Origin of the sequence: Thermovenabulum sp., from assembly GCF_049723235.1 — a bacterium.
Taxonomy (GTDB): Bacteria; Bacillota; Thermosediminibacteria; order Thermosediminibacterales; family Thermosediminibacteraceae; genus Thermovenabulum.
In genome coordinates, this window is record NZ_JBNARB010000016.1 from 36402 (window position 1) to 58662 (window position 22261).

The following is a 22261-nucleotide window of genomic DNA, read 5'->3' on the forward strand; positions in this document are numbered from 1 at the left end:
CCATTTTTTAAATTTTCAACCATCCTTATTCAGTTTTAAATACGCAATAATAAAATCGTCCAGCTCTCCATCCATAACAGCCTGGACATTGCCTACCTCCACATTCGTCCTGTGATCCTTCACAAGGCTGTAGGGATGGAAAACATAGGACCTTATCTGACTCCCCCAGGCTATCTCCTTTTGCTCGCCTCTTAATTCGTTTATCTTTTTTTGCTGCTCTTCCAAATAGAGGTTAAAAAGCTTTGCTTTTAGCAATTTCATTGCCGTATTGCGGTTACTCTGCTGGGACCTCTCGTTCTGACAGGTCACCACAATACCGGTAGGAATGTGTATTATCCTCACCGCCGATTCCGTTTTATTGACATACTGCCCTCCAGCACCGCCTGACCGGAAAGTTTCTATTTTAATATCTTCGGGTTTTATTTCCACTTCTATATCATCCTCAATTTCGGGGATGACATCCACCGAAGCAAAGGAAGTATGCCTTCTACCGGCAGCATCAAAGGGCGAAATCCTCACCAACCGATGAACACCGCTCTCGGATTTTAAATAGCCGTAAGCGTAAGGCCCTTCCACGAGAATTGTGGCACTTTTGATACCCGCTTCATCCCCGGGAAGGATATCCAGCACTTTGACCCGGTAGCCCTTATCCTCTGCCCAGCGGGTGTACATCCTCAAAAGCATCTCCACCCAATCCTGAGCTTCGGTGCCCCCAGCTCCAGCGTGAAGGGAAAGTATCGCATTATTTTTATCGTATTTGCCCTTTAAAAGCGATTTCAGCCTGAGCTTTTCAAAATCCTTTTTAAATTTTTCGGCATCCTGCAAAATTTCTTTTATTAAATCTTCCTCCTGTTCATCTTCGGCAAGTTCTATTAGAGCCAGCAAGTCCGTGTACTCCCGGTAAAGCCCCTCGTAACTTTCCACCTTCTCCTTCAACATATTCAATCTCTGCATTACTTCCTGAGCTTTCTGAGGGTCATCCCAGAAGTCAGGCCTGTAGGTCTTTTCTTCCAAGTTTTTTATCTCTTCCTTTAAAGCATCTATTTCAAAGAGCATCCCTCATCTCTTTAAATAACTCCTCGTATTCTCTTAGTTCGATTTTCAGTTCATCCAGCATCCGGTATACCTCCCTTTAAGATTCATTTCTGCCGCAGCACTTTTTATATTTTTTTCCGCTTCCGCAGGGGCAGGGATCATTTCTCCCGACTTTTTTGCCCTTTCTTATCGGCATTTTCTTTTCTCCTTCATCCCCGTGGGAATACGTCACATTTCTTGCCACTTCTTTTCTTTTGAGAGGAGCTCCCAGCCTTATTCTGAATAGATATCTTAAGGTATCTTCTTTAATATTTTTTATCATCTCCTGGAACATCTCGAATCCTTCAATTTTGTACTCTATTAGCGGGTCCCTCTGGCCATAAGCCCTGAGTCCAATGCCCTGCCTGAGCTGATCCATGGCATCAATATGGTCCATCCATTTCTGGTCTACCACCTTCAGCATTACCACTTTTTCTAACTCTCTTAAAGTATCGCTCCCTATTTCCTCCTCTTTTTTCTCGTAGGCTTTTTTAAGGAGGGAGATTAGGTCTTCCTTTATCTCCTCCCGGCTCTTTTCTTCAGGGTTCAGGCCGGCAAAATCCACCTTTATCAGGAAAAGGTCGTAAAAATACTCCGAGAGCCCTTTTAAGTCCCACTCTTCGGGGTAGACTTCCTTTGCCGCGTAGATATTTAAAAGTCCTTCCACCACATCTTCCATCATCTTGAAGACGTTTTCCTTTAAATTTTCTCCATCTAAAATCTTCGCCCTCTCGGAATATATGATCTCCCTTTGCTTATTCATCACATCATCGTATTCCAAAAGATGCTTTCTTATATCAAAGTTTTTAGCTTCCACTTTTTTCTGAGCGTTCTCTATGGCTTTAGAAATCAATGGATGCTCTATCGGCTGATCGTCTTCAATCCCCAGCCTGTCCATCAGGCCTTTTACATTGTCGGAACCGAAAAGCCTCATTAAGTCATCTTCCAGGGACACGAAGAACTTAGAGGAACCCGGGTCCCCCTGTCGGCCCGAACGGCCCCTTAACTGATTGTCTATCCTCCTTGCCTCATGTCTTTCCGTTCCGATAACGTGAAGTCCTCCGAGCTCTGCCACCCCTTCACCCAGTACAATATCAGTTCCCCTTCCGGCCATATTGGTGGCTATGGTTACCGCTCCTTTTTGGCCAGCTTTTGCAATAATTTCCGCTTCCTTTTCGTGGTATTTGGCATTTAAAACCTGATGGGGAATTCCCTTTTTCTTCAGCATCTCGCTCAGTCTTTCGGATTTTTCAATGGAGACGGTACCCACCAGCACCGGCCTTCCTATCTTATAGCACTCCTCTATTTCCCTTACTACCGCTTCAAACTTGGCTTTTTCAGTTTTATATATTACATCCGGATAGTCCACCCTTATCATGGGTTTGTTGGTCGGTATAACAACCACATCTAAACCGTAAATCTTCCTGAATTCCTCTTCCTCGGTGGCAGCCGTGCCCGTCATACCCGCTAATTTTTTGTACATTCTAAAATAATTCTGGAAGGTAATCATAGCGAGGGTTTTGCTCTCCCTCTCCACCTTTACACCTTCCTTTGCCTCGATAGCTTGATGGAGCCCTTCGCTGTAGCGCCTTCCGAACATCAGCCTGCCGGTAAACTCGTCTACAATAATGACCTGCCCGTCTTTAACTACATAGTCCCGGTCCCTCTTCATCAGATAATGGGCTTTGAGCGCCTGGTGAAAATGGTGCAAAAGCTCCATATTTTCTTCATCGTATAAATTTTCCACTCCTAAAAAATCTTCTGCCTTTTTTATCCCTTTTTCGGTGGGTATTACCGTATGGGCTTTTTCATCTACTGTGAAATCCTCTTCCGGTTTCAGTCTCGGAACGAACCTGGCAAATCTGTAGTAAATATCCGTGGATTCGTCGGACTGTCCCGAAATTATCAAAGGAGTCCTGGCTTCATCAATTAGAATGCTGTCCACCTCGTCTATAATTGCATAGTTCAGTTCTCTCTGTACCCGGTGTTCCCTGTAAAGCACCATGTTATCCCTCAAATAGTCGAATCCAAACTCATTATTGGTTCCATAGGTAATGTCTGCATTGTATGCCTTTTTTCTCTCCTCAAAATCCAAACCGTGAACGATAAGCCCCACTTCCAGCCCCAAAAACCTGTATACCTTACCCATCCACTCGCTATCCCTTTTTGCTAAATAATCGTTAACCGTTACCACGTGAACGCCTTTTCCCGTAAGGGCGTTAAGGTAAGCTGGCATCGTGGCTACAAGGGTTTTACCCTCCCCCGTCTTCATTTCGGCAATTCTACCCTGGTGAAGAACAATGCCTCCCAGAACCTGAACATCAAAGGGACGCATCCCCAGTGTTCTTTTGGCCGCTTCTCTCACCACTGCATAAGCTTCCGGTAAAAGCTCATCCAAAGTTTCGCCCTTAGATAGCCTTTCTTTGAATTCAATAGTTTTCGCTGATAATTCTTTATCGGATAGAACCCTTATTTTTGGTTCCCAATTGTTGACCTGCTCTACAACGGGCATTAATTTTTTTATTTCCTTTTCGTTGGTGCTGCCGAAAATCTTTTTAAAAATATCCAACATTTTAATATGCCTCCCAAACAATTTAAAAAAACCTAAAAATATAAGGGACCCCTTTTCAGGTTCCCTTTTCAGTTTATCTCTTAAATTTTATCACTTAAATATTGCTTTTTCAACATTCCCATCTGAATAAGCCAAAATACCCCTATACCCAAAAGGATATCTCCTATGCTTACTACCCTGGGCCTGGGATAAGGCGGCGGCAGGGGAATTATGTCCCCGAGTAAAATAAGCTTCGTCCAGGCATTTGCCGCGGTATGATAAAGGTAATCCTCGCTGAATAAAAGAGGTAATAAATCATTTAATTTTGCCATTTCTAAGGCCTTCAAAGATACGGGCATCTTACCCTTATTTGCCAGAATAACCATCGCATTTAAAAAAATGCCCAGAAAACAAATTAACATGGGCTTTAGATGAAAATTGGAAAACAGGGCGTAAAGCATTAGACCGTAGGAGATAATCACGAAAAAAATATTGTATTTTACCGCAAATAAATGAAGATCGCCTTTTAAATAAAAGGGGATGTACCTGATTACAAAAGAAAAGAAGATTAAATTTAAATTTTTAAGCGGGAGCTTAGCAAGGTTTAATATATTACCGCCTCTTATAATTCCCACTATTATTGCAAGAATAATAACATCCACCAGCATCTTTAAACGCACTCCTTAAGTTCCTCGCGTTTTTCCAGCACCCTCTTTAAAGCATCTACCACCTCTTCTTTAAATAATACTCCTTTATTTGTTTCAATTTCTTTAAAGGCTTCTTGAGGGGTTAACGCCTTTCTGTAAGGCCTATCCGTTGTAAGGGCATCGTAAACATCCGCCACTGCTATTATGGCCGCCCCAAGGGGGATTTCAGCCCCTTTTAATCCCTTAGGATAACCGCTTCCGTTTAGCCTTTCATGGTGGTGAAGGATAAAGAGGGATGCCTGGGAAAGAAAATCCACATTGTTGGTAATGCTCGCACCCTTAACCGGGTGTTCCTTTATTTTTGCAAATTCTTCATCGGACAGTTTTCCGGGCTTGTTTAATATAATTTCCGGTATTCCAATTTTCCCGATATCGTGGAGAATTGCCGCGTAGTTCAAATTCTGTATTAAATCCTGGCTTAAATTAAGATCTTCCGCAATTGCCACCGCAAGCTTGGCAACCCTTTCTGAATGTCCCCGGGTATAGGGGTCTTTTGCTTCCAAAGCATTGGCAAGGGCTCGAATGGTATCTAAATAGGTTTTTCTCATATCCATGTAAAGTTTGAAGGAATGCCGGGCTACCAAAAGCGGTATTAAAAATAAAATTACCCCCAGTATACCTACGTTAACGTAAATTATTGCTAATAGAACTCCTAAAAAACCGAGGGAAAAGTAATTGGGAATAAGTTTAATGAATATATTTAAAAAATTAAAAAACATAGATTTAGAATATAATAAATATACTACCGTTAGAATCAGTCCGACATTAATAAAAAAGTATATGGCAATCATTAGTAGTATTTTTAGAAAATCGGAATAAATATTGATATTACCTATAGTCCCGCCCAATTTTTCATATGTAAGTCCGGAAATGCTTACCATTATAACAAATATACAAATATTCAAAATTGACTTGTATAAAGGCATAATTTTTATTCTTTTTAATTCAGTTGCGGTAACAGCTATAAATGCTATTATTGTGCTGAATTTAAAGCCGAATATTAAAATAGTGGCCGTATTAATAGCAAAACCAACCGTGATTTCAGTTTGATTTGGTAGGGTTACCGAAAGTAACTCTCCTAATATAAGCATAGTAGTAAATATTACCATTGATGATAATTTACTTATATCATGCAATGGAAAAGTAATAATAGAAATATATAAAAAATATAATGCTAAGGCAACTAATATTAAAAAATAAATCCAAAAAAATTTAGAAACTTTTTTATCCCCCACTAAAAACCACCTGCTTCTTGCTTTCAATTAACATGTTGAAATTTCTATGAAAAATAAAAGGGCCGACAGCTTTATTTAAAATTATGGCCCTAATTTTAAATTGGCGCCGCCGGCTAAAACCAGGGCGAAAAGGGCAAGGATTATCTTAACAAGGGTGTCGTTAATTCTCATTAATTATAGCCTCCTCCTACCTACGGACTCTGCTCCTTCCGCTACCGGAGCAGGCTATAATTTTCGCTTCGCTTAAAAAAATGCTAAATACTGTCGGCCCTTTTATTCGCAATTTTCGGAATTAATTATTATAAGCCTCCTGTTAATGGCATCAAGAGCGGCTCGGGCAGTGGATTCGGGCTTGTCCTGTTTTAGCAATGTAGAACCCAAAAAATACTCTTCCTGTCCGTTTATCGAGCTGGAAATAAGCACTGCCACAGCTTCTTTATCTGAAATTTTATAGCACATCACTTCTTCCAGGTTAAAAACATAATCCTTGTTCAAAAATTTATGTACAGCATCCAAAGTGGCCTGAGCAGATAGTTTCATTAAATTTTTTAAGCTTATACCCCCCACAGCCTTCCCTTCGTATACGGCATTTTCCGGCCCAATAAGGCTAACAATCACCTCGTAAGTTACACCGCTCTTTTTAACATTAATACCGTTCACCTTTAGCCTCAAATGAGTCCTGCTTATTACTTCCTCCCCCACCTGAGCAATGCTTATCTTTTTGTGATCTATGTTAGAACCAAAACATGCTATTAGAGCGGATTCAATGTCCCTGACTATCTGCTTCGGACTTCTGTTGGAATTTGCAAGAACGTGGATTTCGGAAATGCTTCCATCGGAAGAAGTGTTAATCTTTACGGAAATTACATCCTTAATTTTTTTAATGACATCCTCATAACGCTTTATTTCTTCTCTTTCCGTTGTCATACCATCCCTCCATTTAGTATTTTTATGTATTCTACAAAATTACATAAAATTCCTGCAAAATTTACATATTTTATTAAAAACAAAATAAAAAACATAAAAAAATACCCCATCAGGGGTATTTTCACATTCCCATATACGCTTTTTTAACCATCTCGCTTTCCAAAAGCTCCCTGCCGGTTCCCTCCGCCACTATCCTTCCGGTCTGTAAAATATATCCTCTATCAGCCATCTCCAGGGCTTCCTGGACCTTCTGTTCTACCAGCAGTATTGTCATTCCCGATCGGGAGATCTCCTTTAGTATTTCCAGAACTTTATCCACAAGGAGGGGCATCAATCCGAGGGACATCTCATCCACCAGGAGAATTTTGGGCCTGGACATAAGACTCCTTGCTATAGCCAGCATTTGCTGTTCCCCACCCGACAGGGTTTCCGCTTTTTGATTTTCCCTTTCTTTCAAGCGAGGAAAAATCTCGTATACCTCATTTAAGGTTTTTCTCACCAGATTCGAGTCGGAAATTGTATAAGCCCCCAGCAAAAGATTATCGAGAACGCTTAACTTTCCAAAAACCCTTCTGCCCTCGGGAACGTGCGCAATTCCAAGTTTAACTATTTCGTGGGCAGGCATTCGGTCAATTCTTTTCCCCATAAACTCTATTTCCCCGGAAAAGGGTTTTAACAGCCCGGAGATGGTTTTTAAAATTGTCGTCTTCCCCGCTCCGTTTGAGCCTACTATGGACACCAGCTCTTTTTCTTTAACCTCAAAGGATACATCAAAAATCACCGGCACATTGTCATAACCCACATTAAGATTTTTTACTTTTAGCATGATATCTTTCCCCCAGATACGCTTTTATTACTTCCTCATTATTAACGATTTCCTGAGGAGGCCCTTCGGCAATCTTTCTGCCTGCATTTAAGACGATTACCCTGTCGGAAATTGGCATAATGGCTTCCATTATATGCTCCACAATAAGAAGGGTAATACCGCTTTCCCTGAGTTTCACGCAAATCTCCACCGCCTGTTTTATTTCGGTGGAATTCAGTCCTGCCATAACTTCATCCAGCATTACCATTTTGGGCCTTGTTGCCAGAATCCTTGCAAGCTCCAATCTTTTTTTATCCACAATCGTCAGGCTTGAAGCAAGATAATTCCTTTTTTCATAAAGCTGAGTAAATTTAAGAACATCGTCGGCGATTTCTTCTGCCTCCTTTCTGTTTTTGGCCTTTAAGAAAGCTCCGGTTAGTACATTATCCCTTACCGTCATTTCTTTCAGTGGCTTTACAATTTGAAAGGTTCGGGTAAGCCCGAGGGCCGTGATTTTATGCGGAGGCCAGCCGGTAATTTCGGTACCCTCAAAGTAAACCCTGCCCGAAAAGGGTTTATAAAACCCGGTAATACAGTTAAATAATGTCGTTTTGCCCGCCCCGTTAGGACCGATAAGGCTTACAATTTCTCCTTCATTCACTTCAAAGCTAACATCCTCATTGGCCACCAAATTTCCGAATTTCATCGTTACCTTTTCAAGAGAGAGCTTCTGCTTTTTCAACCGAAGTATCCCCCTTCCTGCTTCTTTGTTTTAAAAGCCCAATAATTCCGTTGGGTTCATAACAGGCAATTATAACTATCAGAGCTCCAAAAATAATAAGGTCTATTCCTTTACCGGTACCTCCGAGAAGGATACGGGTATATTCCGAAAGGGGGATAAGCACCGCCGCCCCTATGATAGGTCCGTATATACTTCCGATCCCTCCCAGGACGGTGAGTAAAACGATTTTCATAGAAATTTCCAGGGGGAACACCATAAAGGGGTCAATATATAAAATATACTGGGCGTATAGTGTCCCAAGTATTGCCGTAAAGGCTGCGCTTACCATCATCGCATAAAGTTTGTAAAGGGTGGTATTTATTCCAAGGGCTTCGGCAGCCTCATGGCTGTCTCTTATGGCTTTCAGGTAATACCCCATCCGGTTTTTTTCTATAAACTTCGCTGCAAAAACCACCGCGACAAAAAAGGCATAGGCAATCAGAAAATAAGGTATTTTTGAAGAATGAAACTGAAAATTGACAATCCCTTCTTCAACAATGGGAATGGATATTCCCGTGGCACCTTCCACATAATCCCAGCTTACAAAAATCTGTTTTATTATTTCGGCAATGGCAAGGGTAGCAATGGCAAAATAATGGCCTTTTAATTTAAAACACGGGTAACTTACCACCGCAGAAATTATTGATGCCAGAATTGCCCCGAAAATCATTCCTATCCAGGGAGAAAGGTGAAATTTATAAAATAAAATGGTGGAAGTATAAGCCCCTATCCCGAAAAATGCCGCATGTCCAAAAGAGGTTTGACCCGCAAAACCCGTAATTATATTCCAGGATTCACCCAGTCCGGCAAATATTAAAAACAAAATTAAAATGTGCCGAAAGTTATTATTGGGATATATAAAAGGAAGCATAAATATAATAAGAAGAATTAACGCCAAAATATTTCCCCTGATCCTTTTCACGTCTCACCACCAGCCCCTTTCGTATTACCAATTACCATCCAAACAATCCCTTAGGTCTGAATTGAAGCACCAGGAGATAAAGCAAAAATACCACCGCGTATTTAAACTGGGTTCCCAGGAAAAATCCGCCCAGGCTTTCCGCAAGTCCTACTATTATTCCTCCCAGCAAAGCTCCCTGGATATTTCCAAAACCCCCGAAGGCAACAATTACAAAAGCAAGTAAGCTGTAAAGTGCTCCCGCCTCGGGATATACGGGGAAAAAGGTGGAAAGGAGTACCCCCGCCACTCCGACGCAAATGCCTGATATTCCGAAAGTAACCGCATATACCTTTTCAGTATCTATTCCCATTAGTTTCGCCGTATCCCTGTCCAATGCGGTTGCCTGAATTGCCATTCCCATTCTGGTTTTTTTAACAAAATAATAAATCAGTCCCGTCATTAAGACACTGCCCAGGGCAGCCACCATTTGAGGCATACCTATTATAAGTGTTCCGAAAGCTATTTTCTTGTCGGTTACGATTGACTCGGTAATGAACCTGTAATTGGGAGTCCATAAAAATTGCGCCAAGTTTCTTATAAACAGGCTAAGCCCGAAAGTTGCAAGCAAGGCAGTTAAACCGGGAGCATCCAGCACCTTTTTTATTATCAACTTATAGGTTAAAAAACTTATGGCAAATATGAGGAAGGAAGCCAAAGGAAGGGTGAAAAGAGGATCCCACTTTAAAAGAGCGTACATCCAGAAAGCGGTGTACATGGAAATCATAAGAAATTCCCCGTGGGCAAAATTTATTATGTCCATCACACCCCATATCAAGGTCAACCCTACCGCCACCAAGGAATAAACAAATCCGATCAATATTCCGCTAAGTATTACCTGGCCCAGCATTTTTCATCTCCTTTCCGGATTAACTTTAAGGGGGCTTTAAAAGCCCCCTTTTTTTACTTTTATCTCTTATTCCATTCGGGGAAGGCGGGTACCGGCTGTTTTGTCTGGAAATTCTCCGGCCATACGGCTTCGTAAATTCCGTTTTGAATCTGGGTCATAACGGAAGCGGAATAAATATTCTGTCCATCTTCACCGAATTTAATCTTTCCGGATACAAAATACGGCGCGCTGAATTCAGTGCTCTTTAAAACTTCCATTACTTTAGCAGGATCGGTAGTGCCGGCTTTGTTGATGGCTTCAGCAATCACCATGGCTGATGCAAAATCTTCCAGCGTGGGCCCGTCAATATCCACCCCGGACTTTTTCTTGTAGATCTCGTTTATCTTTGCCAGGTCAGGCATCTTGCTGAACAGTGCGGAAGTAGTAGCATTGGGCCCGGCAAAATAATCTGCATCCTTACCCAGATTTTTCACGAACTGCGGATCCTGATAACCACCACAGTAGGAAAGTACAACTTTTGGAACTACATTCAATTCCTTGTACTTCTTTACAAACATAGTCATATCGCCTATATAGGAAGCATGGAAAATGGCATCCGGTGCCGCTGCCTTTACCTTCTGTACTTCCGTATCCACGTTGGATACATTGGCAGGGTATTTTACATCCAGTACCAGTTCAAAACCGTCGTTTTTATAATTTTCAATGGTTTTCTGCACCATCTGGAACGCATGTACTCCGTACTCATTATCTATATAAACCACAGCGATCTTTTTGATACCCGCGTTAAATTTCTCGTTTAAATACTTCAAATAATCAAAGAAGAATTTGGTTTCCATCCCATCGTGGGGCGCTATCCTGGTAAACCATTTTAAGCCCCTTTCGGTTAAAGCAGCTGAGCTGGAAGAACCCGCAACAAAGGGTATCTGGAACCTTTCTGCCACCTGGCTGGCGGGCTTGGTGGCAGAGCTGTGATAACATCCGATTAACCCTACCACCTTTTCGTTCTGAATTAACCTTTCCGCCTCGGATTTTGCAATTTCCGGATTTGCCTGATGGTCGGCAAAGATAAATTTAATCTTCGCACCTTTCAGATTCGGGAGCCCGGCGGATTTAGCCAGTTCCATATTGATTTCCGGATGCTCACCGTTAATTATTTCCTCCGCCGTCTCTATGGCATACTTTAGTTTTACTCCCGTTGCTGCAGCAGAACCCGTAAGAGGCAATATGGCTCCAATTTTTACCTCCTGCTGCTCTGCGGGTTTTTGCGCTTGCTGGGAACATCCCGGGAGAATTAATGAGGCAATCAATAGTAAGGCTACAATTACGGCTAAATTTTTCTTCACCCTTTAAAACCTCCTTTTCAAGTAATTTTTTTATTTTTTTATTAAATAGTTAAATATATATATTATTAATTCTATAAATTTTTTAAAATACCTCTTTTTTGGCAAATATTTTTTATTTTTACTATGTTTTTCGCATATTATGATATACTGTTTTGTTTTATTGTATTCATATATATAAATATGCAATTATTTGTGTTTGTTATTTATATTTTTGTTTCATAAGGAATCGTAATATCGAAATTTTGCAATAAAAAAGAAAATATCGGCGGATATTGATTGTTATTAACGTCACATTCCGGTTTTCGTCCTTTGACATTCCTGTCATAATTGAAGTATGCTTAAAAAAAGTTAAAAAAATTTTTTTGGAAAGGGGGTTTTCGTATAAGAAACAATACTTTCTGGAAAGGTTTCTGGCAATTAGCCGATCCGAAAATCTGGATCGCCTCTACGGTACCGATGGCAGTAGCCGCTTCATTAGCCTACAGTTTTGAAAATAAATTCCATCTTTTCTGGTTCTTATTAAGCGCAGCAGGGGTTTATCTTATAGAAATAGGTAAAAATGCCGTCAACGAAATCGTTGATTATATATCGGGAGTCGACACCTTTATACCAAAAGATGAAAGGACACCCTTCAGCGGAGGTAAAAAAACCATTGTCGACGGACTTTTAACGGTAAAGGATGTAAGAAATATCGCAATATACACCTTTTTGGCCGCTGTAGCGGTTGGACTTATTGTCTGGTATTTCCGGGAGCCGAAAATATTTTACATAGGGCTTTCGGGAATGGCTCTTTCCATTTTTTACAGTCTACCGCCCTTTATGCTCTGCTACAGGGGACTCGGTGAATTGGCCGTAGGAATAGCCTTCGGTCCACTTGTGCTATGCGGAATGTATTTGGTTTTAGCCAGCAGCATAAGGTATGAAGCAATCATCGCTTCAGTAATTCTCGGTTTCTTAATAGCCAACGTCCTCTGGGTAAATCAGTTTCCCGACTACGAAGCGGATAAAAAAGGAAATAAGAAAAACTGGGTAGTGAGGCTGGGAAAGGAACGCTCCGTTACCATCTTTGCTTTACTTTTTGCCTTAGCTTATTTAACGGATATAATACTTGTCTTATACACAAAAAACCTTGTATTTTTACTTCCTTTAATATCATTACCTCTTTCGGTAAAGGCTGTTAAAGTTGCAAAAGAAAATTTAAATTATATTCCCAAATTCATAGAAGCCAACGCACTAACCGTCCAGATTTATCAGTTAACCGGAATCACTCTGGTAGCAGCTTCACTTATATCGAAGTTTCTAATGCATTAAATCCTTGTGATTGTGATTATTAAAAATAATTTTTGCCAAACGAGGAGGATTTTTCATATTTCCGTATAATATAATTATTAGATTAAAAATTATAAACTAAAAATAAAATGATTTTGAGGAGGTTTTTCTATGAAAAAATTTATTGCCGCAATATTATGCCTCTTAATTGTTGCATCGCTTTTAGCAGGTTGCTCATCTTCAAAACAAGGCCAACAGCAACAACAACAGCAACAGCAGCAGCAACAACAAACTCAGCCCGCGCAGGAAGCTTTAAAAGACGGAGTTTACTATGCTGAAGCAAAGGACTTCGACTCTCATGGTTGGAAACCCATGGCCACCGTTATCGTAAAGAATGGAAAGATTACTAACGTATTTTTCGATTATATAAGCAAGGAAGGTAAATTAAAGACTTTTGATGCAGAATACGCAAAAAATATGAAAGCACAAACCAAAACAACTCCCCACGACGCTATTATGGCTTTAGAAGAATCATTGATAGCAAAGCAAAAGGTTGATGCTGTAGACGCTGTTTCCGGCGCTACCAGCACTTCCAACGACTTTAAAGCTATTGTGGCAGAAGCCTTAAAAAATCAGGTAACTTCTCAGGGACAGTATAAAGATGGACTTTACAAGGCCATGGAAAAAGATTTTGACAGCCACGGCTGGAAGGCAATGGTAGCGGTAATAGTAAAAGACGGAAAAATTGCTTCCGTATTCTACGATGAAATCAACAAAGACGATAACACCAATTACAAACTCTCCAATGCAGATTACGCAAAGAACATGGAAGCTCAGACAAAAACAACACCTGCAAAAGCCTATGAGGCTTTGAGCAAATCTCTCTTAGAAAAACAAGATCCAGCAGCTGTTGATACAGTAAGCGGTGCAACAGGAACAACTCAAAAATTCAAGACCTTAGCTTCGGAAGCTCTATCTCTTGCAAAATAAATCATAGATAAAGTAAAAAAATTGAAGGCATTTAAAATGCCTTCAATTTTTTTAGCAAAAATTCCCAAAAAATTTTATCAAATTAGTTTGGGAACTTATTGTATATTTTATGATAAACTTAATTAGGAAAACAATATTAAAAAGAGAGGTCGTTGTATGTCAAAAACTGCCTATGAAATTATCAAAGATGAATTAAAAGAAGTGGAAGCGCTAATCAGGAATCAGTTTTCCGAAAATTTCGGACTTATTTCTCAAGCTATAAATAGTACTGTTTTAAGCGGGGGTAAGAGGTTAAGACCTGCCCTTTTACTTTTATGCGCTAAAGCCGGAAAAGATTACGATAAAACAAAAGCCCTGAATTTAGCCTGTGCTGTGGAATTAATTCACTCTGCCACCCTTATTCACGACGATATAGTGGATGACTCTAAATTCAGAAGAGGAATGCCGACCCTCCAATCCCTTTTTGGTAAAGACGCAGCGGTATACGCCGGTGATTACGTTTTAATAAAGGCATTTAATTTTCTGTACTCCGTGAAGGATTTTGATATTATCCATCTATTTTCCAGGGTGATGGAAAAAATTGTTATAGGTGAAATAAAACAAAAAGAAGATGTATTTAAAATAATTTCTTTTAACGATTATTTTAAAAGGATAAAGAAAAAAACGGCCCTTCTTTTCGGGCTTAGCTGCGAAGTGGGAGGAATAATTTCCGGTACGGATAATGATAAAATAAGAGCCCTAAAAAATTTCGGCGTAAATTTCGGCATAGCCTTTCAAATAATAGATGATATTTTGGATTATACGGGAAGCAGAGAAACGCTGGGAAAAAGCCCCGGAAATGACATAAAAGAAGGGGTAATTACTTTACCCCTTCTTTTAGCAATATCATCGCCCCGTTATAAGGATCTGCTAATTCAACTAATAGAGGGTATCAAGATAGGAGAGGATAATTCTTCCCGTATAGTAGAAATCGTCCTTGAATCAGGGGCAATAGAACGTTCTAAAGAATATGCCAGGAGGATACTTGAAAAATCTATGAAGAACCTGAACATTATTGAGAATTTAACCGTTAAGAGTGCTCTGGAATACCTTGCCCTGTCCTCCATTGAGCGTACCTTTTGATGCAGGCTTTCCTCCTCTTAAAATTCTCTTACCAAATTTTATCAGGGCTGGTATGAGGTATTTATCAATACCGAAGGAATGCCCGGCACCGGAAAATAGAACAGCGATGGTTACCATAAAGAACCACATGTCACCGGAACCCGATATCATGAAGTTAATAAGCATAAAAAGCGATCCTAAGGATGCAAGGGTTGTAAAAAGACCCAATATCAAGCAAACACCTATGGCAAGCTCCGAAAGAGTAATCAATGTCTGGAAGAACAGCGCATGGGGGAAGACAAATTTCTCCATAAAATGCACGTACCATTCCGGTGTATTTGGACCAATTGGACTTGTAGAAGCTCCCGCTACAAGTTTTGTTCCTTCTGCAAGCCAGCCCGAATGTACCTTTTCCAATCCCGAAAGCAGCCAGCGGTAACCTAAGTAGATTCTCAATATGGCTACCCAGAATACACTTGTTGTAACACTCACATTGTCTACGATAAAAGACCTGTCTCTGAGCTTTTCTACAAATTGTTTCTTGAAGTACTCTTTTACAAAACCAATTCCACCCACCAGATACAAGTAGTGCATATCGGCTGCGTGTTTAATAAATTTAGCTGGAAAACCGGTTAGTTTTCTGCCCATTACCTGAGCCACACAATATCTATCTCCTAAGGAAACCATATTGCCGTGCAGGTTCAGCTTCAACGGCTTTTTGGATTTTCCGGTAATATCAGCATAAATGTTATAGGCTGCACATTCACCTGACTGCATAGCAGATTCCACCAGGGCAGGCATTACACTCTTTTTCTCATCGGTATAGAAGGCTACATCCCCTATGGCGTATATACCCTTTTCGCTCGTCTCCATGTATTCGTTTACAACAATTCTGCCCCTTCCGCCCGTCGCAAGTCCCAGTTTTGAAGCAATACTGCTTCCTCTAACACCGCCCGTCCATATTAATGTACGGGTTTTTATTTCTTCTCCAGACTTTAATATTACTTTGTCTTCTTCTACTTTTACAATGGGAGAATTTGTGAGTATTCTTACATTGTGCTTTTCCAGGTAATTTTTCGAAACATTTATTAATGAATCGTCTAAGTTGGGAAGTATTTTGGGAAGGGCTTCCACTACCACTAAGGATACTTCTTCTTTGTTGACCTCGCCTTTCCTGGCTAATTCATCCACCCATTCTACCAATTCTCCTACCATTTCGATACCGGTAAAGCCGCCGCCACCCACCACAAAGGTGAGTAATTCTTTTCTCTTTTCGATGTCCTTTTCCCTTTTGGCTTTTTCAAACATTTCTTCAATATGCTGCCTTATTTTCACCGCATCCTCATAGGACCACAGGGTAAAAGAGTTTTCCTGCATACCCGGGATATTGAAAAATTCGGGCTCGCTTCCGCAGGCTAAGAGAAGATAATCAAAGTTGTACTCTCCCTTTTCGCCTATAAGTTTTCTGTTCTTCAAATCAAAATCTTTAATTTCGTCTACAACAAGCTCTACTTTCGTTTCTTCGAGAGCTATATCCAAAGGATAGCATACACCTTCGGGTTTTATTCTTTTGCCCGCAACTTCATGAAGCTGAGTAAGGTAAACCTGGTCTTTGCTTCGATTGATTAGATAAAGTTCCACATCCTTGTGCTTTTTAAAAAGCTTGTTCAGGGCAAGTGCTGCCGTTAACCCCCCGAATCCTCCGCCCAGAACAACGATTTTTTTCGTATGCATTAACATATCGCCTCCTGTTATTGTTTTTATAACTTATCTATATATTATATTTCTATGATTTTTTTTTTAAACCTTCTTTTTTTGTAAAAAAATCCTTAAGATTCTTCTCCCTCTCCTTTAAGTACTCCTAAGGGTTTTAATCTTACCACCGGCATCGTAAGTTCAGCATCCACCAGGGTGTTTACCACCTCATCGATATCCTTATAAGCGAGGGGAGCTTCATCCAGCAAAGATTTCAAGTCTTTTGAAGCTATTAAAACATTTTCCACCTGTTTTAAAAGCTCTTCTTTTGTGAATTCCTCCTTGGCCCTTTTCCTGGACATTACCCTTCCGGCACCGTGATTTACGGAGTTGAAGGTTGCTTTTATATTTTCCGATCCTATTACCACATAGGAAGCGGTTCCCATACTTCCGGGAATTATGGCGGGATGCCCCGTCTTTTTATAAACTACAGGGTTATCGGGATGCCCTGCAGGTAAAGCCCTCGTAGCTCCCTTTCTGTGAACCAGCAACCACTTTCCACCGTGCATTTCTTTTTTTGCTATATTGTGAGCTACATCGTAGAGTACATCTAAACCTAATTCCTTCTCGTCCTTTTTAAAAACCCTGCAGAAGGCTTCCCTGACAAAATATGTTATAAGCTGTCGGTTGCAAAAGGCGTAGTTGGCAGCTGTACCCATTGCCCCTAAGTATTCCATCCCATCCTTAGAATGAATGGGAGCACATGCGAGTCCTTTAACCGGAGCAAAGGTTTTGTTCTTATCCTGATTATCCCACATCTTTTTCGAAAACTCCGTACAAATCTGATGGCCGAATCCCCTGCTGCCCGTATGAATAAGTATATATACAAAGCCTTTTTTTAATCCGAAGAATCCAGCAATATTTTCATCGAATACGTTGCTTATCCTGCCTATTTCAATAAAATGGTTGCCTCCTCCTATTGTACATAACTGATCCGCTCTTTCCCTGGCATTTTTGGGCACGCATCCGGCATCCGCAAAAGGTATTCTACCCTCATCCTCTATTCTTAAAACATCCTCTTTTCTGCCGTATCCTGCATCTATAAAAAATTTTACCCCGGTAGAGGCAATTGCTTCTAAATCAATTTTCCGAAAAGCCTTTACCGCACTGGATTTTCCTACTCCCGATGGTACATATTCCGATATTATTTCTAATATTTTCCTTAATCTCTCTTTCGTTAATTCTTCTGCAGGAATACGGGTGGTAATAAGCCTAACTCCGCAGTTAATATCCATTCCCACAGCTCCTGCCGATACCACTCCCTCTTCCCAGTCCGTTGCCATGATTCCTCCTATGGGAAGGCCAAACCCCGTATGTATATCCGGCATCCCCACCACCGGGCTTACCACACCTTTAAGCATTGAGGCGTTATAAAGCTGTCTTAGAGACTCATCTTCAAGAAATTCATTAAAAAGTTTGTCGCTTAAGTAGACATGAATATTGACATTTGTTTCCTCGTTTTGCAGCTGGTAAAGGTTAACAGAAATCTTTTTTAATTTTTCTTTCATAGGTATAAATTACCTCCTCAAATTTTAGCTACTTACTGAAACAGTTTATAAATCTAAGGGAAAAATACAGAAGGAGGGATAATTATGTACGAATTCATCCCAAAAAGGGCTTTTTTCGAAAAAGACGCGTTAGAGTATCCTATGGGTAAAAATATATATTTAAAACTGCAAGAGCTCGGCGTAGATACACAGATAATAGGGACCCACAACAGGGTGACGGGAATTCCGGGAAAAACTGCCCAGGAAGCTTATTTAGAAGCGAAAAGAACCCTGGTGGTAGGCGTAAGGCGCACTCTGGATTTTGAAACCTGTAAACCTTCTGCCCATTATCAACTTCCTTTAGTAACAAGCTGTCCAGGAGAGTGCGAATACTGTTACCTGAATACAACCCTGGGTAAAAAACCCTACATCAGGGTATATGTCAATATTGACGAAATCCTAAAAAGGGCAAAAGATTACATGGAAAAAAGGGCGCCGGAAATAACATTGTTTGAAGGATCGGCTACAAGCGATCCCCTGCCGGTGGAAATCTATACCGGTTCTCTCAGGAAAACTATTGAATTTTTTGGAAATCAAGAAAAGGGGTTATTTAGATTTGTAACAAAATTTGTTAATGTGGACCCTCTGCTTGAAGCAAAGCACAATAAAAGAACCACGGTCCGCTTCAGCATTAACTCGGGAACAATTATAAAACAATTTGAGCATAAAACCCCATCCCTGGAAGATCGTATTGGGGCTGCTTTAAAACTGGCAAAAAAGGATTATAAAATAGGGTTTATGATAGGGCCTATTATTTATTACCCCGCCTGGGAATACGAGTACGATAAAATGTTATCAAAATTAGCCGAAAGCTTAAAGGGGTATAAGGATACTCTGGAATTTGAGTTAATCACCCACAGGTTCACGGTAAAAGCAAAGAAAAATATACTGCAGGTATTTCCAAAGACGAAATTGCCTTTAGAAGAAAAGGAAAGAGTTTTTAAATTCGGGCAGTTCGGATACGGCAAGTACCTTTACCCTGCCGAAAAAATGCAAGAGCTCAAAAGTTTTTTTGAAGAAAAAATCCGGGAATACTTCCCGGCATATAATATACTTTATTTCGTTTAAGATTCCTCCTCAAAGGACAAAACAAACTTTTTTGCCTTTACCCGTTCTAAGGAATTAAGCTCCTTTTGAAGTTCTTCAATTTCTCCATCGCTTCCGCAGAGCTGCAGGATAATAAGCCCTTCGTCGTAACACTGCTTTTCATCCACCTCGTGAAGCCCAAGTCTTGCTTTGATGATGCATCCGTGTTTGGTGAGGATTTCCTGAACCTTCGGAGCAGAGGCATTTCTGTTGTCGACCAAAATGCCCATTATGGTGTGGCACTTCATAAAAATCCTCCTTTTTATTTTTATATTTTAATATAAATCGGGTCTTCTGTCCTCGTACACCGGGAGGTACCTCCTTATTTTTTCAATCTTATTCAGGTTTATAGTATGGCAAAGGCTGTACTCTTTATCTTCCAGTTCTACCTCCACTTCCCCCCAGGGATCTACCACCATGGATTTCCCGGGAAAAACAGTATTTCCCTGCCTTCCCACCCGGTTTACACCTATGACGTAGATTTGATTTTCGATTGCCCTAACCACATTTAAAAGCTTCCAGTGGTTTTCCCTTGGGATGGGCCATTGAGCCGGTACAAAAAGAACTTTTATTCCTTCAAGGGATATTTTCCTTATAAACTCGGGAAATCTAAGGTCATAACATATAACTACACCGCATTTTACTCCATCGATATCAAAGGTAATCGTCCTGTTTCCCGATTCCAAAAACTTTTCTTCCTTCATCAGCCTGAAAAGATGAACTTTATCGTACCTTTCTATTACCTCTCCCTGTCTGTTTATAATGTACGAAGAATTGTAGACCTTTGTTTTGCCTTCAACCTTCCTTTTATCTGCTATGGAACCCGCTACGATGTTCACACCGTATTTTCTTGCAATTTCCTGCAAATTAACTACCGAAGGATATCCTTCCTCGTCCGCCAATTCCAGAAGGTTTTTCAGGTCGTACCCGGTATTCCACATTTCGGGCAGTACGATAACATCCACATTTTTATTTTTTTCCATTACATCCTTTATTTTATCCATAACCCTTTTTCTATTATTCTCTACATTGCCATCTTCTATGGTCAATTGTATTAGCGCCACCTTTAAGCCACTCTTTTCAGTCTTCATTTCCAAAATTCCATAATATCCGAACAGTTTTTCTAAGTTCGGATAACCGGGATATTTGTATTCCGCCTTTTACAGCCTTTCCCGGCAGGCGGTATTCAGGCACATATTGTCTTTCCATATACTGCACAAGTCCGTCAACCAAAGCATAAGCCTCTGCATTACTTAAATAGCCGTTTTTTCTTATGATTTGTAAATAAGTAGTTTCATCAATTATTTTTTCTTTAAAAAGTTCTTCTATATCATTATAATTGCTATTTAGTATTTTATTTAATATGCGGATATAATCCTTTGCAGTTATAGGCTGGTCTTCACGGAAATCCTTCAAAAATTTCGTATCTATTTTTAATTTTGAATGACAATTAATAAGGCTAAACATTTTATTAAAAGTATTCATTGTAGCAGTATCATTCAAACGATAATCGTTCTGATATCCTTTTGAGAGCATAGCCTTATTTCGAAGCCGCCTAATATAAGGATAGGCCCAGCTTTTCTTTTCAGGATGTTCAATTTTTATAGGTGTTAGATCCACTCCTTGCTTTTTTAAGATTGCCCGAATTTCCATTATTGCTTTGTAGGAGTGTGCAATTTCTCTGAAAGATATTTTTTTAGTTATGGCATATTTTGCAGCAACTCCTGCGGCCTGTCCTAAAGCCATTCCCACCGGTACTGTCCTCGCACTGCCGTGTGCTATAGTATCATAACTTGCACAGCGGCTTGCTACTAAAAGACCTTCAATCTTTTTAGGCACCATAACTCCAAAGGGAATACCATAAGGATTTGTGCCTGAAAGAGCAACACCTGCTTCTCCCTTTTTTCTAGCTTGAATATCTATAGGATAACTTCCAAAAGCAACTGCAATTTCCTGATTTCTGTTTTCAAATACGTCATCCGCAGTCAAAGTATATTCTCCTTCAATGTGCCTTGATTCTCTTACATAAAGCTCTGGAGCAACGCCGACAAGTTCAGCCTTTTCAAAACCAGGAGCATTTTTCCTCATAAATTCGATAATAGCCGGCAACTCCCTCTTAGCCTTTTCTATAGCAGCTTTTTTTTCTTCTTTAACCAAAGGATTAACATTAAAAATTTGCAGTGCATTAATAACAACCGTTCCATCTTTTTGCTTTCCAATGTTTAACCCTCTAATCTGAATGCTTAGATCCTTAGTAGGAGCCTTAAACATTACTGCATATCCCCATGCACTTGTATTATTTGCCCCAGTAAAGGGATTCCCATCATTTTGAAGATAAGTTACTACTTTTTGCCAATTTACATTTTTTAATGAAAACATAAGGGTTACAGCCCCTACATCTCCAGGAAATCCAAAGTCTTCCCTACCAAATTTATAAGGCACCCCACACATTGCAGCTATGTCAGCATCTTGGGTTGAGTCAATAACTACTTTCCCGAAAACATTATATTTTATCCCCCTATATTTAAAAGTAACTCCTCTTATCGTATTCTCTTTAATAATAGGTTTAATATCCGATACTTCTAACATTACTTTTACTCTTGATTTTTTCAGCATATCTTCAAAAACACGTTGTGCAGTAGGTATATCAAAAGAAGCCCCTCCTCCTACGCTCCTATGAAATTCTAAAAAAATCCCTTTATTTACTATTTCTCTAGTATTTTTGCCTTTATAATTTAAATCTAACATATTTAGCCACCCAACAGTGTAAAGCCCACCTACCCTATCCCTATGGTCTATTAATAGTGTTTTTAGACCGTTTCTCGCTGCAGATACAGCAGCAGCGATTCCCTCAGGGTCTGAACCAACTACAATTACTTGAAAATTCATAATTTGAGTTTTTACGGTTGTGTCTACTATATTCTCGAAACTATCATATGCTAATACTTCTACAGGGATATTTAAGGTTATTGAAATAATAATAAGTATACTAATCCACCGTTTCATTAATCATCCTCCGGCTTATTTACAATACAATCAGTTTTTGTAAATTATTATTATCTATTTTATTATTATAGCAGTTTATTTACAATTAATCATTATCCTCATGAAATCTATAAACCTTTATTTCATGCTATTTTGTAAAAATACACAAGCTCTTTAATAGGCTTTAAGTAAAATAATACATTATAAATTTTATTTTTAATATAAATATACCATAATATAGTGAAACTTTCACACTTTTACCACCACCGCATATTATAAAATTAGAAATCTCAATAA

Annotated in this window: 19 protein-coding genes; 4 read left to right on the forward strand and 15 right to left on the reverse strand. The window is 39.8% G+C overall.

Annotation, left to right across the window (positions count from 1 at the left end):
* Window positions 1-15: 15 nt before the first annotated feature.
* From prfB to ACPLOV_RS08640, 10 genes are all read right to left on the reverse strand, one after another.
* Window positions 16-1117 (reverse strand): peptide chain release factor 2 gene (gene prfB, locus ACPLOV_RS08595; RefSeq protein ID WP_424908082.1). Its coding sequence is split into 2 segments (ribosomal slippage): window positions 16-1047 and window positions 1049-1117, totalling 1101 coding nucleotides; the frame shifts between segments, so codons are not numbered across the junction.
* A gap of 15 nt (window positions 1118-1132) precedes the next feature.
* On the reverse strand, window positions 1133-3646 hold the full coding sequence (secA, locus tag ACPLOV_RS08600; protein ID WP_424908081.1) for a preprotein translocase subunit SecA: 2514 nt from the start codon (window positions 3644-3646) through the stop codon (window positions 1133-1135).
* An 80-nt stretch (window positions 3647-3726) separates the two neighbouring features.
* The gene (locus ACPLOV_RS08605) at window positions 3727-4305 is read right to left on the reverse strand and encodes a DUF5317 domain-containing protein (RefSeq protein WP_424908080.1); all 579 of its coding nucleotides are present in this window, start codon (window positions 4303-4305) and stop codon (window positions 3727-3729) included.
* Window positions 4296-5567 carry an HD-GYP domain-containing protein gene (locus tag ACPLOV_RS08610; RefSeq protein WP_424908079.1) on the reverse strand — a complete coding sequence of 424 codons (1272 nt, stop codon included), beginning with the start codon at window positions 5565-5567 and terminating at the stop codon, window positions 4296-4298. The genes ACPLOV_RS08605 and ACPLOV_RS08610 overlap by 10 nt, the downstream gene beginning before the upstream one ends.
* A gap of 273 nt (window positions 5568-5840) precedes the next feature.
* Window positions 5841-6494, reverse strand: coding sequence for a hypothetical protein (locus ACPLOV_RS08615; protein WP_424911023.1), 654 nt, complete (start codon window positions 6492-6494; stop codon window positions 5841-5843).
* A 121-nt stretch (window positions 6495-6615) separates the two neighbouring features.
* Window positions 6616-7320, reverse strand: coding sequence for an ABC transporter ATP-binding protein (locus tag ACPLOV_RS08620; protein WP_424908077.1), 705 nt, complete (start codon window positions 7318-7320; stop codon window positions 6616-6618).
* Complete coding sequence (locus tag ACPLOV_RS08625; protein WP_424908111.1) at window positions 7298-8005, reverse strand: ABC transporter ATP-binding protein; 708 nt, start codon at window positions 8003-8005, stop codon at window positions 7298-7300. Before ACPLOV_RS08625 ends, ACPLOV_RS08620 begins: the two co-directional genes overlap by 23 nt.
* Before the next feature lie 10 nt (window positions 8006-8015).
* The gene (locus tag ACPLOV_RS08630; RefSeq protein ID WP_424908076.1) at window positions 8016-9002 is read right to left on the reverse strand and encodes a branched-chain amino acid ABC transporter permease; all 987 of its coding nucleotides are present in this window, start codon (window positions 9000-9002) and stop codon (window positions 8016-8018) included.
* A 31-nt stretch (window positions 9003-9033) separates the two neighbouring features.
* A complete protein-coding gene (locus tag ACPLOV_RS08635; RefSeq protein ID WP_424908075.1) occupies window positions 9034-9888 on the reverse strand; it encodes a branched-chain amino acid ABC transporter permease in 855 nt (284 codons plus the stop codon).
* A gap of 59 nt (window positions 9889-9947) precedes the next feature.
* Complete coding sequence (locus ACPLOV_RS08640; RefSeq protein WP_424908074.1) at window positions 9948-11231, reverse strand: ABC transporter substrate-binding protein; 1284 nt, start codon at window positions 11229-11231, stop codon at window positions 9948-9950.
* A 456-nt stretch (window positions 11232-11687) separates the two neighbouring features.
* Between ACPLOV_RS08640 and ACPLOV_RS08645 the strand changes: the two genes are divergently transcribed.
* The 3 genes from ACPLOV_RS08645 (at window position 11688) to ACPLOV_RS08655 (ending at window position 14612) form a co-directional block, all read left to right on the forward strand.
* Window positions 11688-12542: a prenyltransferase gene (locus ACPLOV_RS08645; protein ID WP_424908073.1), complete on the forward strand. Its 855-nt coding sequence runs from the start codon at window positions 11688-11690 to the stop codon at window positions 12540-12542.
* A 129-nt stretch (window positions 12543-12671) separates the two neighbouring features.
* Window positions 12672-13490: an FMN-binding protein gene (locus ACPLOV_RS08650; protein ID WP_424911024.1), complete on the forward strand. Its 819-nt coding sequence runs from the start codon at window positions 12672-12674 to the stop codon at window positions 13488-13490.
* A gap of 156 nt (window positions 13491-13646) precedes the next feature.
* Complete coding sequence (locus tag ACPLOV_RS08655; protein WP_424908071.1) at window positions 13647-14612, forward strand: polyprenyl synthetase family protein; 966 nt, start codon at window positions 13647-13649, stop codon at window positions 14610-14612.
* Here the strand turns inward: ACPLOV_RS08655 and ACPLOV_RS08660 are convergent.
* Both ACPLOV_RS08660 and ACPLOV_RS08665 read right to left on the reverse strand, forming a co-directional pair.
* Window positions 14553-16325 (reverse strand): FAD-dependent oxidoreductase, encoded by a 1773-nt coding sequence (locus ACPLOV_RS08660; protein WP_424908070.1) that lies wholly within the window; start codon window positions 16323-16325, stop codon window positions 14553-14555. The genes ACPLOV_RS08655 and ACPLOV_RS08660 overlap by 60 nt on opposite strands.
* Before the next feature lie 95 nt (window positions 16326-16420).
* The gene (locus ACPLOV_RS08665; protein ID WP_424908069.1) at window positions 16421-17854 is read right to left on the reverse strand and encodes an RtcB family protein; all 1434 of its coding nucleotides are present in this window, start codon (window positions 17852-17854) and stop codon (window positions 16421-16423) included.
* Between the two features lie 84 nt (window positions 17855-17938).
* On the opposite strand from ACPLOV_RS08665, the gene splB reads away from it, so the two are divergent.
* On the forward strand, window positions 17939-18961 hold the full coding sequence (gene splB, locus ACPLOV_RS08670; protein ID WP_424911025.1) for a spore photoproduct lyase: 1023 nt from the start codon (window positions 17939-17941) through the stop codon (window positions 18959-18961).
* Here splB and ACPLOV_RS08675 read toward each other — a convergent pair.
* Genes ACPLOV_RS08675 through ACPLOV_RS08685 form a run of 3 tightly spaced genes read right to left on the reverse strand, consistent with a single transcriptional unit; the run spans window position 18958 to window position 21985 of the window.
* On the reverse strand, window positions 18958-19227 hold the full coding sequence (locus ACPLOV_RS08675) for a hypothetical protein (RefSeq protein WP_424908067.1): 270 nt from the start codon (window positions 19225-19227) through the stop codon (window positions 18958-18960). The two genes, splB and ACPLOV_RS08675, sit on opposite strands and share 4 nt — an antisense overlap.
* Before the next feature lie 27 nt (window positions 19228-19254).
* Window positions 19255-20070 (reverse strand): carbon-nitrogen family hydrolase, encoded by an 816-nt coding sequence (locus tag ACPLOV_RS08680; protein ID WP_424911026.1) that lies wholly within the window; start codon window positions 20068-20070, stop codon window positions 19255-19257.
* The gene (locus tag ACPLOV_RS08685; protein WP_424911027.1) at window positions 20060-21985 is read right to left on the reverse strand and encodes an FAD-dependent oxidoreductase; all 1926 of its coding nucleotides are present in this window, start codon (window positions 21983-21985) and stop codon (window positions 20060-20062) included. The genes ACPLOV_RS08680 and ACPLOV_RS08685 overlap by 11 nt, the downstream gene beginning before the upstream one ends.
* Window positions 21986-22261: the final 276 nt, after the last annotated feature.

What these genes read in the sequence shown, in the direction of transcription:
- secA (WP_424908081.1), bottom strand. Translation starts at nt 3,646, where the DNA reads ATGTTGGATATTTTTAAAAAGATTTTCGGCAGCACCAACGAAAAGGAA.
- ACPLOV_RS08615 (WP_424911023.1), bottom strand. Translation starts at nt 6,494, where the DNA reads ATGACAACGGAAAGAGAAGAAATAAAGCGTTATGAGGATGTCATTAAA.
- ACPLOV_RS08620 (WP_424908077.1), bottom strand. Translation starts at nt 7,320, where the DNA reads ATGCTAAAAGTAAAAAATCTTAATGTGGGTTATGACAATGTGCCGGTG.
- ACPLOV_RS08625 (WP_424908111.1), bottom strand. Translation starts at nt 8,005, where the DNA reads ATGAAATTCGGAAATTTGGTGGCCAATGAGGATGTTAGCTTTGAAGTG.
- ACPLOV_RS08635 (WP_424908075.1), bottom strand. Translation starts at nt 9,888, where the DNA reads ATGCTGGGCCAGGTAATACTTAGCGGAATATTGATCGGATTTGTTTAT.
- ACPLOV_RS08645 (WP_424908073.1), top strand. Translation starts at nt 11,688, where the DNA reads ATGGCAGTAGCCGCTTCATTAGCCTACAGTTTTGAAAATAAATTCCAT.
- ACPLOV_RS08650 (WP_424911024.1), top strand. Translation starts at nt 12,672, where the DNA reads ATGAAAAAATTTATTGCCGCAATATTATGCCTCTTAATTGTTGCATCG.
- ACPLOV_RS08655 (WP_424908071.1), top strand. Translation starts at nt 13,647, where the DNA reads ATGTCAAAAACTGCCTATGAAATTATCAAAGATGAATTAAAAGAAGTG.
- ACPLOV_RS08660 (WP_424908070.1), bottom strand. Translation starts at nt 16,325, where the DNA reads ATGCATACGAAAAAAATCGTTGTTCTGGGCGGAGGATTCGGGGGGTTA.
- ACPLOV_RS08665 (WP_424908069.1), bottom strand. Translation starts at nt 17,854, where the DNA reads ATGAAAGAAAAATTAAAAAAGATTTCTGTTAACCTTTACCAGCTGCAA.
- splB (WP_424911025.1), top strand. Translation starts at nt 17,939, where the DNA reads ATGTACGAATTCATCCCAAAAAGGGCTTTTTTCGAAAAAGACGCGTTA.
- ACPLOV_RS08675 (WP_424908067.1), bottom strand. Translation starts at nt 19,227, where the DNA reads ATGAAGTGCCACACCATAATGGGCATTTTGGTCGACAACAGAAATGCC.
- ACPLOV_RS08680 (WP_424911026.1), bottom strand. Translation starts at nt 20,070, where the DNA reads ATGAAGACTGAAAAGAGTGGCTTAAAGGTGGCGCTAATACAATTGACC.
- ACPLOV_RS08685 (WP_424911027.1), bottom strand. Translation starts at nt 21,985, where the DNA reads ATGAAACGGTGGATTAGTATACTTATTATTATTTCAATAACCTTAAAT.